This window comes from Desemzia incerta (assembly GCF_900115825.1).
In the GTDB taxonomy this organism is placed as follows: Bacteria; Bacillota; Bacilli; order Lactobacillales; family Carnobacteriaceae; genus Desemzia; species Desemzia incerta.
In genome coordinates this window covers 1-14,364 of record NZ_FOXW01000010.1, presented here as the reverse complement: position 1 = coordinate 14,364, position 14,364 = coordinate 1, and the positions used below count along the sequence as shown (strand labels likewise).

13 protein-coding genes are annotated in these 14,364 nt (G+C 38.7%); all 13 read left to right on the top strand.

What is annotated here, in order from left to right:
- Window positions 1-4: 4 nt before the first annotated feature.
- The 13 genes from BM137_RS10600 (at window position 5) to pnp (ending at window position 14,246) form a co-directional block, all read left to right on the top strand.
- Entirely contained in the window at window positions 5-1,207 is a 1,203-nt protein-coding gene (locus BM137_RS10600) for a CAP-associated domain-containing protein (protein WP_092481144.1), read from the top strand.
- Window positions 1,208-1,279: 72 nt separating this feature from the next.
- A complete protein-coding gene (locus tag BM137_RS10595; RefSeq protein ID WP_092481143.1) occupies window positions 1,280-1,585 on the top strand; it encodes a YlbG family protein in 306 nt (101 codons plus the stop codon).
- A gap of 87 nt (window positions 1,586-1,672) precedes the next feature.
- Window positions 1,673-2,248, top strand: a complete 576-nt coding sequence (rsmD, locus tag BM137_RS10590; protein WP_092481142.1) for a 16S rRNA (guanine(966)-N(2))-methyltransferase RsmD — start codon at window positions 1,673-1,675, stop codon at window positions 2,246-2,248.
- Entirely contained in the window at window positions 2,241-2,729 is a 489-nt protein-coding gene (gene coaD / locus BM137_RS10585) for a pantetheine-phosphate adenylyltransferase (protein ID WP_092481141.1), read from the top strand. Before rsmD ends, coaD begins: the two co-directional genes overlap by 8 nt.
- A gap of 32 nt (window positions 2,730-2,761) precedes the next feature.
- Window positions 2,762-3,802 (top strand): SepM family pheromone-processing serine protease, encoded by a 1,041-nt coding sequence (locus BM137_RS10580; protein ID WP_092481140.1) that lies wholly within the window; start codon window positions 2,762-2,764, stop codon window positions 3,800-3,802.
- Window positions 3,803-3,938: 136 nt separating this feature from the next.
- On the top strand, window positions 3,939-4,637 hold the full coding sequence (locus tag BM137_RS10575) for a helix-hairpin-helix domain-containing protein (RefSeq protein WP_244887693.1): 699 nt from the start codon (window positions 3,939-3,941) through the stop codon (window positions 4,635-4,637).
- Between the two features lie 103 nt (window positions 4,638-4,740).
- On the top strand, window positions 4,741-5,247 hold the full coding sequence (locus BM137_RS10570; RefSeq protein ID WP_092481170.1) for a ComE operon protein 2: 507 nt from the start codon (window positions 4,741-4,743) through the stop codon (window positions 5,245-5,247).
- Between the two features lie 57 nt (window positions 5,248-5,304).
- On the top strand, window positions 5,305-7,614 hold the full coding sequence (locus tag BM137_RS10565; protein ID WP_143084259.1) for a DNA internalization-related competence protein ComEC/Rec2: 2,310 nt from the start codon (window positions 5,305-5,307) through the stop codon (window positions 7,612-7,614).
- Between the two features lie 63 nt (window positions 7,615-7,677).
- Window positions 7,678-8,724 carry a DNA polymerase III subunit delta gene (gene holA / locus BM137_RS10560; RefSeq protein WP_244887692.1) on the top strand — a complete coding sequence of 349 codons (1,047 nt, stop codon included), beginning with the start codon at window positions 7,678-7,680 and terminating at the stop codon, window positions 8,722-8,724.
- A gap of 150 nt (window positions 8,725-8,874) precedes the next feature.
- Entirely contained in the window at window positions 8,875-9,129 is a 255-nt protein-coding gene (gene rpsT, locus BM137_RS10555) for a 30S ribosomal protein S20 (RefSeq protein ID WP_092481138.1), read from the top strand.
- Between the two features lie 288 nt (window positions 9,130-9,417).
- Window positions 9,418-11,403 (top strand): excinuclease ABC subunit UvrB, encoded by a 1,986-nt coding sequence (gene uvrB / locus BM137_RS10550; protein WP_092481137.1) that lies wholly within the window; start codon window positions 9,418-9,420, stop codon window positions 11,401-11,403.
- Between the two features lie 172 nt (window positions 11,404-11,575).
- The gene (gene rpsO, locus BM137_RS10545; RefSeq protein ID WP_092481136.1) at window positions 11,576-11,845 is read left to right on the top strand and encodes a 30S ribosomal protein S15; all 270 of its coding nucleotides are present in this window, start codon (window positions 11,576-11,578) and stop codon (window positions 11,843-11,845) included.
- Window positions 11,846-12,077: 232 nt separating this feature from the next.
- Window positions 12,078-14,246 carry a polyribonucleotide nucleotidyltransferase gene (gene pnp, locus BM137_RS10540; protein WP_425248186.1) on the top strand — a complete coding sequence of 723 codons (2,169 nt, stop codon included), beginning with the start codon at window positions 12,078-12,080 and terminating at the stop codon, window positions 14,244-14,246.
- Window positions 14,247-14,364: the final 118 nt, after the last annotated feature.

Genomic DNA, 14,364 nt, shown 5'->3' with positions numbered 1-14,364 from the left:
AATAATGAAAACATTCAGAAAAACACTGGTATTATTTGTAGTTTTTCTAATGGGAACTTATTTTTTCCCTCTATTTTTTGAATGGGATACCAAAGAACCGATTTTATTACCAGAAGAAATCAGCGACAGTGAAGAGAGTGAATCCTCTACCTTGCCGCAGTCTCCAACAGATCAATCTTTGATTCCATCAGTTGGATTTGCGAACTACGTTGGGTTAGCTGTCGATGACTTTTTAGTAGAGTACGGAGACCCAGTGAAAGTAGAAATGCTATCAGATACGAGTGAAATATGGATCTACGGAACCGACAGTACAGACTATTTGCAAGTTATGGTAGAAAATTATGTCGTTACAGAAATATTGGTGCTTGGAAGGTCTGTAGAAATTCCTCCGTTTGAAATGGGGATGGAACAAGAAGAAATGTATCCGCTCGCTTCATTTCACCCGAAATTTGTTGTTCCATTTGAAAACCAGACAATACAAATCAACTTAGATGAAAACGAACTGAACAATCGGCCTTTAATTGCATTTGACAATCAAACGTATGCTGTAATAACCATGGACAGTCAGACGCATGAAATCGTCAGTATTCAATACATGACAAACGAAAAGCTGCTTTCTACAGGATTATATGACCTTACACCGTTCTCTTCTGTCGTCCAAGAACCGGTAAAACAATTCAATCCTGCTGCTTTGGAAAAAGTGAGAACTCAGCAAACGATTCGTTATATCAATGTAATGAGAGAAAAAATGGGATTGATTCCGCTAGAAGAGAGCTTAGTCTTGGAAGCTGTAGGGAATGAATTATTTGAATTTCATGCTTCGCTGCAAGAACAAAACACTCAACCAGAACCTGCGTCACAAGAAGAGGCCAGTGAAGATGCTGTGATCATTAGTGATGATGCTGTAGAAATAGTGGGTGGAGATGACGACAGCAACCAAGAATCTGAAACAGAAGAAGAGGCATCTGAGCCGCTAAACGAAACGACCATTCAGACTTTTTTAGAAGAAGAGGCGATTGACTTGGACAAAGTTAGACTATTGTATCAGGTTGCACCGGCAGATCCTTCTGTTTATGCGCTGCAATGGTTTACGTTTGTCGAATATCGAGATATTTTGATGGACGAATCTATGAGTCGAATTGGAATCACTTATCAAGGAGACGAATTATTGTTGATTTTGGATGACGGTTTTGAAATTAGTTTGTAGATGTGTCGATGGACAGGTATAATGTAATGAAGAAAAAGATAGCAGGTAATGTGTACAGTTAGGGGGAACATTATGGAGTTAGTGATAAACGAAAGACAAGGGATCATTGTCTGGGTATATAGTTTGAAACATATGAAAACACTAAAAAAACAAGGGTTGATCCACTATGTTTCTAAGCGGATGAAATATGTAGTCTTATATGTAAATCGTTCAGAAGTAGAGGCTATGGAGAAAAAATTGAATAGTTTCCATTTCGTTCGTAAAGTTGAACGTTCTTATCGAACAGACATCAATATGAATTTTGACCATGTGTTAGAAGAAATTACTCAAAAACCTGAAGAGAAATGCTATGAAAATGAAGTAAGTGAAATTGGATAAAACGAACCACTGCAATAAAGGAATGGGCTGTATCATAGCTATTCCTTTATTTTGCAGATAAAACATTGACGGAAGGACAGATAGCTTATGCGAGTCATCACAGGAGAGTACGGAGGCAGAAGGCTAAAAGCTGTACCAGGAGAAAGTACGAGGCCCACTACAGATAAAATCAAAGAATCCTTATTTAATATGATCGGACCTTATTTTTATGGAGGAAACTGCTTGGATCTGTTTGCCGGATCGGGCGGGTTAGCCATTGAAGCTGTTTCTAGAGGTATGGATAAAGCTGTTTTGATTGATAAAGCTCCTGCAGCTATAAAAGTCATTCAAGAGAACATAGCTGTTACTAAAGAGGAAGAAAAATTCAAGGTTATACGCGGAGATGCTGCAAGAGTGATCAAGAATTTGAAAAGCGAGCAACAAGTGTTTGACTTGGTTTTTCTTGATCCTCCATATGCTAAACAACAAATTGTTTCTCAAATAGAAGCGTTATTGGACAACAACATGCTTTCACCAGAAGCATTGATCGTATGCGAAGTCGACAAAAAAGTCGATTTGCCTGAGACGATAAAACAAGCTCAAGTGTACAAATCCGCGGAATACGGGATTACAAAGATCATGATTTATGAGCTGGTTTCTCAAGAGGAGGGCGAGAATGAGTAAAATTGCTTTATATGCTGGAAGTTTTGATCCAGTATCAAATGGACACCTTAATCTGATTCAGCGAGGAGCTGCGTTATTTGATCAGCTGATAGTAGCAGTTGCTACAAATACCTCTAAGAAAAGCTTATTTACTACAGATGAAAAAGTACAATTGATGCAAGAAAATTTGACTCATTTGCCAAATGTCACAGTCGTTCAACATACCGGTGGACTCACGATTGATTTGGCCAAAGAATGGAACGCGACCGTTCTTTTGAGAGGAATAAGAAACGTAAAGGATTTTGAATACGAAGCTGATGTAGCGGCTATGAACAAAACTCAAAATAAAGAAATAGAGACGGTTTTTTTGACCGCTGATGAAAAATACCGTTTCGTGAGTTCAAGTTTGATAAAAGAAGTGGCTATGTTTGGTGGAGACATTACTGGTTTAGTTCCAGAAAATGTCAACCGAGCAATGAAGGGAAAATATGAAATAGAGTAGATTGGTAAATAACTAGTACAGGGCGTGTTGCGATGAGGAAGAAAATAATCAAAAATAGTGTTTGGATCATCTTATTAATAGCTTTTCTAGGATTAGTTTTTATGCCATTACCGTATTATATCGAATCTCCTGGATCAGCAGTTCATTTGGATGAGTTGGTCCAAGTAGATAATGAAGCGGATCAGGAGCCGGGCAGTTATATGCTGACGACAGTAGCGGTTCGCAGAGCAACACCATTGACTTATTTAATGACCTTTTTACCTTTTCATGATGGCTATACGGAAGAAGAATTGTTTGGAACAACCAATTCTTCCGAAGAATACAACAACCTTCAGCAATTTTATATGACAAGTTCAATCAATAGTGCGATCCAAGCGGCATTTGAAGCTGCAGACGAACCTTATGACTTTTCGTACAAGGGGGTTTATATCATGTCGATTTTGGATAATTCCAATTTTGAAGGATTGCTTCGAGTCGGTGATACGATTGTAGCTTTGGATGGGCAAGCGTTCAACAGCTCAGAAGAATTTATTGCCTATGTCCAACAGCAAAAAACAGGTCAGCCTGTCGAGGTCACTTTTCAACGGGATGGTGTAGAAGATACGGTTACAGCTGATTTGATGGAAATGGAAGAAACCAAACACCCAGGACTTGGAATCAGTTTAGTAGACAACACAGAAATCACTACGAATATTCCTGTAGAGATTGATGCGAGCGGAATCGGAGGACCTTCAGCCGGATTTATGTTTGCCTTGCAGATCTATACCCAACTTGAAGGAAGCGACTTGAGAAACGGAAATGAAATTGCCGGAACTGGAACGATCAGTGCTGACGGAACCATTGGCAGAATCGGCGGTATTGAAAAGAAAGTCGTTGCAGCTGACGATGAAGGTGCGACTATATTCTTTGCTCCAGATGACGAGATCGATCCTGTGATTTTAGAAAATTATCCAGATTTAAAGAGCAATTATGAAGAAGCAGTTGCCGCTGCAGAAGAAATCGATACCGATATGGTTATTGTACCTGTTAAGAATATTCAAGATGCGATTGGTTATTTAAATGAATTGAATTAAGTGAAAAAGAGTAGCTGGAATTCTTTCCAGCTACTCTTTTTTTGATTTTCCGTATTTAGTTCAGTGTGTAAAAAGCTTCTTTATTTAAAAGAGAAGCTTTTTAATTTACGTATAGTGTAGAAAGAGGTGAAAGCTGGTGGTAAAGGTGTGGTACAGACTCAAAGAAAAAGCAGCAACTCATTCATTACAGATTGGGCTTATCAGTACGTCGTTAGGCGTTGTGCTGATCGTAGTTTCGTTCTTTCTTTTAACAACCACGAGAAAAAGCGAAATAAATCCAGAAGAATTGTTAGATGATTCTACTGAGGAGTACTTATTGGATCCGACCGCTATAGAGGAGGGGGCCGAAACCGAGAACACAGAAGAAAGTGCTTCGCCAACAGAAGAAGTGTATGTAGATGTAAAAGGCGCAGTGAAAAAACCGGGAGTGTATGCAGTATCTTCTGATATGCGTATGATGGATGTCATTGAAATGGCAGGAGGTTTTTTGGTATCTGCGGATCAGTCACAGATTAATCTGGCGTTGAAACTTGTGGACCAAATGGTGGTTTATGTCCCTCAAATTGGAGAAGAACCACCGACGTCAACTGAAGAGAGTTTGTCATCTTTAAATCCAGAAAGTGAGGAAAAAGAAAGCCAAATCAATATCAATACTGCAGATGCTCAGCAACTCCAAGAATTGAACGGTATCGGAGAAAAGAAAGCAGAAAAAATCATTCAATATCGTGAAGAAAGTGGTTCTTTCCAAACTATTGAAGACTTAAAAAATGTTTCAGGTATTGGAGACAAGACTTTTGAATCTTTAAAAGACTTAATAACAGTAGGGGCAGAGTAGGATACTGTAAAGTCTTATTGCAACTCATTTTTAGCTTTTGTATACTGGAGTTAATTATCCGGTTAGATACCGTGAAAAAATAGAATAACGGAGGATCATTATGGTGGAAAGAATTCCTTGGAATCAGTATTTTATGTCTCAAAGTTTATTGTTGGCGCAACGAAGTACATGTACTCGTTTGATGGTTGGTGCCACGATCGTTAGAGAAAAGAGAATCATCGCAGGCGGATACAACGGCTCAGTGAGCGGAGACAGTCACTGTATTGATGAAGGATGTTACGTAGTGGATGGTCATTGTGTACGAACAATCCATGCTGAAATGAACGCTATTCTTCAATGTGCCAAATTTGGTGTAGATACAGAAGACGCGGAAGTTTATGTGACTCATTTTCCTTGTCTGCAATGCACTAAAATGATCATTCAAGCCGGTATCAAGAAAATCTATTATTTAGAAGATTACCACAATAATGAGTATGCATTAAAGTTGATTGAACAAGCCCATGTTCAATGCGAAAAAGTCCGTTTGCCAATTGATTTTTTTGGAAAGTTGGACAACCTAGTCAAAGAACAATCCAAAATAAATCAAGCTGAACCTGAACTTCATCAATAGTTGAGAGGATACTTTGTTTATCCTGCTTTGTTTTCTTTCCTTCTTGTATGTACCCTGTTGAGTGGAGGACATTGGTTAGCCATTGGCATGACCAGTTACTTCTTCCTGCGGTTGTATAGGCTAAAAAAGAAATCAATTTTTTTCACTTCACTGATTATTGGAGGGTGTGTAGCCTGTTTTACTAGTGTCCATCAATCTGACAATGATACCGCGCTTGTTGAGAGTTCAGGAAAATTCTTAATTGAGCTGCAAATGGACGAAGTGAAATATGATGGAAACCAATTGCAGTTTTACGGAGTCGTCAAAGAAACTGCTGAGCAAAAAAAACTGTCAGAAAAAGTGGTTGTATTCTATTATATAGATTCTTTAGCAGAAAAAGACTGGTGGCAGTCTCAACATCATAAGCAAAAATTGATCGTTGAAGGAGAGTTGTCTAGCCCTGAAAAGAATCGGAATCAATATTTGTTTGATTACAAACAATTTTTATTTAACAAACGTGTACATTGGATTTTATCAGCTGATCAATTAGCAGTTCTGCCAAACCATAATAGCCATACGTTTTGGGAAAATTATTCCTTATCGGCTATAAAGGAACGGTTGATGGAACATATCGATCAGACGATGACGCCTAAAATAGGTGATTATATGAAGACGCTCTTGTTAGGCGACGTTGGTGCTTTCGAGACAGAGCTGTTGCAACAATTCAAAGATATGGGATTGCTTCATCTGTTGAGTATCTCTGGACTACATATACAATTCTTATTTTCCATTTTTTCGTATCTATTATTGAGAGCAGGTATGACCAAAGAGTCTAGTTATTTCATTTTAGTGCCTATTCTTTTCTTTTACGGCAGTTTGATTGGCTGGGGCACGAGTCCCTTTAGAGCTGTCGTAGCCAGTTTTATTGCGTTGAGTGCTGCGCGATTCAGTATTCGAATTTCTACTCTTGATGTGTGGTCCATGACGTTGATTGCAGCATTGATGATAGACCCTTATCAAATCAGCAGTGTAGGGTTTCAATTGAGTTATGGATTGAGTTTGCTGCTGGTGCTGTTTTCTAAGACTTTTTTGGTGTCGCGGTACAATTATTGGACGCAAAATCTGCTGATTTCATTTGTGATGACTGTCGCTTCAACTCCGGTTTTAATGTTTCACTTTTTTGAGTTTCCTTGGATTGGAACGATAGCGAATCTTTTATTCATCCCGTTCTTTTCATGGGTATTGATTCCGTTAATGATCTACCTAGCTCTTTCTTTTCTGATATCAGGCACGATACTTTTTGAACTGCTGCTTAACATCTTCGAGACTGTGCTGTCTTTTCCTGAATGGATTGCTTCACGGCTCTCAAAAATCCCGTTTAACCTTATCGTAACCGGAAGGATCCCGTTGTTTTTAATGGGGATTTTTTGTATGGCTTTGATTCTATGGTTTATGTCTTTAGAAACAAGGAAACACCGGAAGAAAGCTTTGTTTGGAGCTGCTGCTGTTTTTTTAATGGCTGTCCAATATCAAACCTATTCTCCATTTGGCGAGGTAGTGATGATAGATGTTGGACAAGGAGATGCTTTTTTGATCAAGGAACCTTTTGGTCAAGGCAATCATTTGATTGATACAGGAGGAATGATTTCGTTCGGGACAGAAGAGACGTGGATGCAGAAAGAATCTCCTTCAACAGTCGCTAATCGACATGTTTTACCGCTGTTAAAAGCTAAAGGAGTCAGGAAGTTGACCACTGTTTTTGCAACTCATGGTGATGCTGACCACATTCAAGCATTGAAAGAAATTGCTGAGGGAGTAAAGATTGAAGAAGTGGTTTTCCCGACAGGTACAGAAAAAAAAGATCTTTTTAGGGAAACAGCGAAAATTTTGCAAAAACAATCCGTCACTTTGACAAGCGTAGTGGCTGACAAGAAAGCTCCTGTTAAAGTGAATTCTTTTTTGTATGTGCTATGGCCATTTGAAGCTGGAGAAGGGGAAAATAAAGATTCGCTAGTATTGTATGGTCAAATTGGAGCATACAAATGGTTATTTACTGGTGATTTAGGCGTAGAAGAAGAGCAGAAACTGTTGGATGAGTACCCTAATTTAAAGGTTGATGTGTTGAAGGTGGGGCATCATGGAAGCCATACTTCTTCTAGTGAAAGCTTTATTCGCCAAATTGATCCAGAAATCGCATTGATCTCTGTTAAAAAAGCGAATCAATTTGGACATCCTCACGATGAGGTAATTGACTTGCTTGAGAGTGAAAATCTTAAGGTTTTTCGTACAGATTTAAATGGAGCTGTTCATTACCAATACTTTCCGTTTGAACCCAAAAGGCACTCCATGGATTTTCGAACGATTTTGTTAGAAGATGAAAAGTTTTGAACAACAGTAAAAATATACTTGCTTTCTAAGGATTCAATTTGTACGATTAAGAGGATATGGAAAGTGGGGAAGAAGTTGAACTATACAACTGAACTAGCGAAAATCAATAAAAAAGAATTTTCTTCTGTATATGTGGTTTTAGGGACAGAAGCTTATTTGGCAGATAATTTAAGGAAAGCTTTTATAGCCAATGTGCTTTCCCCTGATGAAATGGATTTGAACTTTAGTTCATTTGATATGGAAGAAACACCTTTGAGCACAGTACTGAATGATGCAGAAAGCATTCCTTTTTTTGGCGACAGACGTTTGGTGTTTGTGAATCGACCAGCTTTCTTAACGGGAGAAAAAACAAAACAAAAAGTAGAACATGACATTGATGGCTTGATGGATTACTTGGACCATCCATCTCCCTCAACCGTATTAGTCTTTTTCGCACCGTACGAGAAGTTGGATCAGCGGAAAAAAGTCGTTAAAAAATTGAAAAAATCCGCTGCATTCATCGATATAGCAGCAATGTCTGAACAAGATACAAGAAAATATTTGAAAGACACCATCGCCAACGAAGGGTATACGATCACTCCGGAGGCTTTTGACCTGATGATTCAATTGACTGATGCTAATCTGACAACGGCTATTGGAGAATTGCCTAAACTCTTTTTATATGCATTAGAGACTAAGAAAATTCTTAAGCCTGCAGTGGAAGAATTGATATCCAGATCTTTAGAACAAAATATCTTTGCTTTAAACGAAATGGTCTTGAAAAAACAAGTTGGACCGGCATTGGATTTGTACCAAGATTTATTGCTGCAAAAAGAAGACCCGATCAAAATAAACGCCATTATGACCAGTCAATTCCGTTTATTGATCCAAGTCATGATTTTATCCAAACAAGGCTTCCAACAAAATGAAATAGGGCAAACACTAAAAGTACATCCTTATCGGGTAAAGTTGGCCAGTCAGCAAATCAAGAAGTATAATGAACAAACGTTGACTCAAGCCTTTGAAGGACTAATAGAAGCAGAATATCGCTTGAAAACAGGTCAAGGAGATCGGAAAATGCAATTCGAATTGTTTGTTTTGCAGTTTGCACAAGGAATGGCGAACCGATAGGACGGTTTTTGAAAGAAACTTCTCTCCTATCAAGTAAAAAAACTTTACAGTTTAATATTGCATTCAGCAGTTTCATCCGGTATAATAAACGATGTTGAAATAATTTTACAATTATTTTAGTTGTTATACATGGAAAGAGGGGTGTACTAAATGCCAAACATCGAATCAGCAATTAAACGTGTTCGTACTGCCGAAAAATCAGCAGTTCAAAACAATACTAAAAAAAGCTCAATGCGTACTGCTGTGAAAAAATTTGAACAAGCAGCTGCAGCTGGAGACAGCAATGCAAACGCTTTGTACAACAACGCAGTTAAAGCAATTGATATGGCTGCATCTAAAGGATTAATTCACAAAAACAAAGCAGCTCGCGATAAATCTCGTTTATCAGCTAAATTAGCTAAATAATCCACTAAATCGGGTCTGGTCGTCCAGGCTCTTTTTTGTTGCTTAAGAAGCGAGAATGCCAGTTGTTTACCATCAAAAAAACTCTTTTGATCAGATTGTTCTGATCAAAAGAGTTTTTTTTGACTGTTAAGAGTCTTAAACAATCACCTGCCATTAAAGTTTCATTTTTGTGAATACTTCATCAGTTCCTTTTAGGATCCACGCTCTCTTGCTTGTAAGAACATATGTTCAATGATAGAATAAATAGAGAACTTTGGTTTGCGAGTTATGCAGAAGTGAGGAGATCATATGGCAGAAAAACAGTTTGAATTAGTTTCTCAATATCAGCCTGGCGGGGATCAGCCTGAAGCGATTAGACAATTGGTCGAAGGACTCAACGCAGGTGTCAAAGAACAGACGTTACTTGGTGCGACCGGTACAGGAAAAACATTTACTGTATCCAACGTTATTCAAGAAGTAAACCGACCAACTTTGGTTATTGCCCATAACAAGACGTTGGCGGGTCAATTATATAGTGAGTTCAAAGAATTTTTCCCAAATAATGCAGTAGAGTATTTCGTTAGTTATTATGATTATTATCAACCTGAAGCGTATGTGCCTCAAACGGATACATTTATTGAAAAAGAAGCCAGTGTAAACGATGAAATCGATAAGTTGCGTCACTCTGCGACAAGTTCATTGATTGAACGACGAGATGTTATTGTAGTCGCTTCAGTATCGTGTATTTATGGATTGGTCAACCCGTTAGATTATAAAGAATTTGTTTTATCTCTAAGGGTCGGAATGGAAATCAGCCGAGACGATATGTTGCGGAAACTGATCGATATGCAATTTGAGCGGAATGACATTGATTTTCAACGTGGCCGTTTTCGTGTACGTGGAGACATTGTCGAAATTTTCTTGGCTTCCAGAGATAGTGAAGCTGTTCGAATCGAGTTTTTCGGAGACGAGATCGAGCGCATTCGAGAAGTAGATGTACTGACGGGTGAGGTTAAAGCAGATGTAGGATTCGTAGCCGTCTTCCCTGCAACTCACTTCGTGGCGAATGACGAACAAACTCGTCATGCAGTAAATACCATCCAAGCAGAATTAGATGCCAGACTAAAAGAATTGAGAGCGGAAAATAAACTATTGGAAGCTCAGCGCTTGGAACAACGAACCAATTACGATATTGAAATGTTATTGGAAATGGGGTATTGCCCAGGTATTGAGAACTATTCCAGACATATGGATGGAAGAAAACCTGGAGAAGCACCTTATACATTGTTAGATTTCTTTCCAGATGACTCTTTATTTGTCGTGGATGAGTCTCACATTACCATGTCGCAAATACGCGGGATGTACAATGGTGACCAAGCGAGAAAGCAACAACTGATCGATCATGGATTCCGGTTGCCCAGTGCATTAGACAACCGACCTTTGCGATTAGAAGAATTCGAGAAACATGTCAATCAAATCATGTATATCTCTGCTACTCCAGGACCTTACGAGTTGGAGCGGACAAACGGTGTTGTAGAACAAATCATTCGTCCGACTGGGTTGTTGGATCCTGTGATTGAGATCCATCCAATCGAAGGACAAATCGATGATTTGATTGGGGAAATAAATGAACGCATTGAGAAAAATGAGCGAGTCTTCATCACGACATTGACAAAGAAAATGTCCGAAGATTTATCAGACTATCTGAAAGAAATCGGCTTAAAAGTAGAGTACTTGCACAGTGATGTAAAAACGTTGGAAAGAACAGAAATCATTCGTAACTTGCGTTTAGGCGTATTTGACGTCCTAATTGGTATCAACTTGCTGAGAGAAGGGCTGGATGTGCCGGAAGTATCATTGGTAGCAATCCTTGATGCTGACAAAGAAGGTTTCTTAAGAAGTGAACGTTCATTGGTTCAAACGATCGGGAGAGCAGCTCGTAATGAAAATGGGAAAGTTATTTTGTATGCAGATAAGATAACAGACTCTATGCGGTATGCGATCGATGAAACAGAAAGACGTCGTTCAGTGCAAATGAAATATAATGAAGAACATGGAATCGTACCAAAAACAATCATAAAAGAAGTGCGCGATTTGATTTCGATCACCACCGCAGTTGAAGAAGAGAAAGAGATTTCTGTAGCTCAAATCTCTAAATTAAACCGAGAAGACAGAATCACTCTGATTGAAACGATGGAGTTGGAAATGAGAGCCGCAGCCAAAGAATTAGACTTTGAAAAAGCCGCCAATTTAAGAGATACGATTTTAGAAATCAGAGCAGAATACAACATTTGACAGTCCGTTGTTATTTCAAATGAAATAACAGGATTAACAACATTAGTACTTGCATTTTAGAATAAAGTTCTGTAATATTTAGATGTGCGATAAGCACGTACCTTTTACTTGGTTGTACGAGTCACCAACGACTACTCAGTAAAAGGAAAAAAACAGAAAGAGGTGTTTAGAAATGGCTATTTCTAAAGAACGCAAAAACGAAATCATTACTCAATACGCAAGACACGAAGGAGATACTGGTTCTCCAGAAGTACAAATTGCTGTATTGACTGAAGAAATCAACCACTTAAATGAGCATGCACGTACTCACAAAAAAGACCACCATTCTTACCGTGGATTGATGAAAAAAATCGGTCACCGTCGTAACTTGTTAGCATACTTACGTAACAAAGATGTTGCTCGTTACCGTGAATTAATCCAAAGCTTAGGCTTACGTCGTTAAGATCCGTTTGTCTATTTTCTAAAGCGGGGTTCTTAGGAATCTCGCTTGTTTTATTGAGAAAATGCAGCCCGTTTTAAGAGTGAATCGGCGATGAGCTTATTCATGTTTTAAAAGCAAATTGATTTTGCTTACTACACACAGAGAACATTGAAGTATCCGTTATCCTACTATGCAAATGTGAGCGTTTAAACTTTAAATACTGACATTTGTTTAGTAGATTGCTGGGATATCAATGGTTCTCGATAAAAAAGGAGAACAAATAATGACAGAAAAACAAGTTTTTACAACTGAACTTGGCGGACGCCCTTTAACAGTTGAAATAGGACAGTTAGCCAAACAAGCAAATGGGGCCGTTTTGGTTCGTTATGGAGACACAGTTGTTTTAACAGCTGCTGTAGCCAGCAAAGATGCTATGGATGTAGATTTCTTTCCATTAACAGTAAACTACGAAGAAAAAATGTATGCAGTAGGTAAAATCCCAGGAGGATTCATCAAACGTGAAGGCCGTCCTAGTGAAAATGCTACATTGACTGCTCGTTTGATTGACCGCCCAATTCGTCCTATGTTTGCAGATGGATTCCGTAATGAGGTACAAATCACTAATACAGTTATGTCAGTGGAACAAGACTGCTCTCCAGAAATGGCAGCTATGCTTGGATCATCTTTGGCTTTAGTGGTTTCTGACATTCCATTTAACGGACCTATTGCAGGAGTAAACGTTGGACGTGTAAACGGTGAATTGATCATCAACCCAACGGTTCAACAAGACGAAGAGTCGGATATTCAATTAACGGTAGCTGGAACAAAAACAGCGATCAACATGGTTGAAAGTGGTGCTGCAGAAGTATCTGAAGAAGGTATGTTGGAAGCATTGATGTTCGGTCATGAAGAAATCAAAAAATTAGTGGCTTTCCAAGAAGAAATCCAAGCAGCTGTTGGAAAAGAAAAAATGGAAGTCCTATTATTAGAAGTAGATGCAGATGTACAAGAAGAAGTACAAGCAGCTTACAAAGAAAAAATGGTAAATGCGATTCAAATCTTTGATAAACAAGAACGCGCTGAACAAACTGAAGCAGTGAAAAAAGAAGCTATTGCTTTCTTTGAAGCTAAATACGCTGATCATGATGAAGCAGCTCGTATCAACAAAGAAGTGAAAAAAATCGTTGAAGATCTTGAAAAAGATGAAGTACGCCGTTTGATTACGGAAGAAAAAATCCGTCCGGATGGTCGTAAAATCGATGAGATTCGTCCATTAGCTTCAGAAACAGGTGTTTTACCAAGAGCTCACGGTTCTGGTTTGTTTACACGTGGACAAACACAAGCATTGTCTATTGCGACTCTAGCGCCTCTTGGAGAACACCAAATTATCGATGGCTTAGGTATTGAAGAAAGCAAACGATTTATCCACCATTACAATTTCCCGCAATTCTCAGTTGGTAGCACAGGCCGTGGCCGCGCACCAGGAAGACGTGAAATTGGACATGGGGCTTTAGGTGAACGCGCTATGGCTCAAGTTATCCCTAATGAAAAAGATTTCCCTTACATGATTCGTGTGGTTTCAGAAGTTTTAGAATCAAATGGTTCTTCTTCTCAAGCAAGTATCTGTGCAGGAATCTTAGCGTTGATGGATGCTGGTGTACCTATTAAAGCTCCAGTTGCTGGTATTGCAATGGGATTGGTCAGCGACGGAAGCAACCATACTGTCTTAACGGATATCCAAGGGTTGGAAGATCACCTAGGCGATATGGACTTTAAAGTTGCTGGAACAGCCGAAGGAATCACAGCATTACAAATGGATATCAAAATCCAAGGAATCACTCAAGAAATTTTAACGGAAGCATTGACTCAAGCTAAAAAGGCTCGTTTAGAAATCTTAGATGAATTAGTATCTACTATCTCTGAACCGCGCAAAGAATTGAGCAAATACGCTCCGAAAATTGAAATGATGCAAATCAAACCAGAAAAAATCAAAGTCGTTATTGGACGCGGTGGAGACCAAATCAATGCTATTATCGAAGAAACTGGCGTTAAGATCGACATTGATCAAGACGGTAAAGTCAGCATTGCTTCAGATAATGCAGAAATGATCCAACGTGCAAAAGAAATCATCGAAGAATTGACGAAAGAAATTGAAGTTGGTCAAGTTTACGATGGTACTGTAAAACGCGTTGAAAAATTTGGTGCTTTTGTTGAGATCGCTAAAGGAAAAGACGGTTTGGTGCACATCTCTCAATTAGATACTAAACGTGTGGCTAAAGTAGAAGATGTCGTAAACGTTGGCGACTCTCTGAAAGTCAAAGTCATTGAAATCGATCGTCAAGGTCGTATCAATCTTTCTCACAGAGTATTGATGGAAGAAGAACAACAAGAATCTAACGAAACAGAAACAACAACTAACTAAAACAATGAAGCCTTACTGGATGATTGAACTGCCCCCTGTCAAGTAGACAGGCAAATAAACAAAATTCTTTGTGCCATGTATGACAGTTGTCATGCATGGCTTTTTTTCATACTGGAAT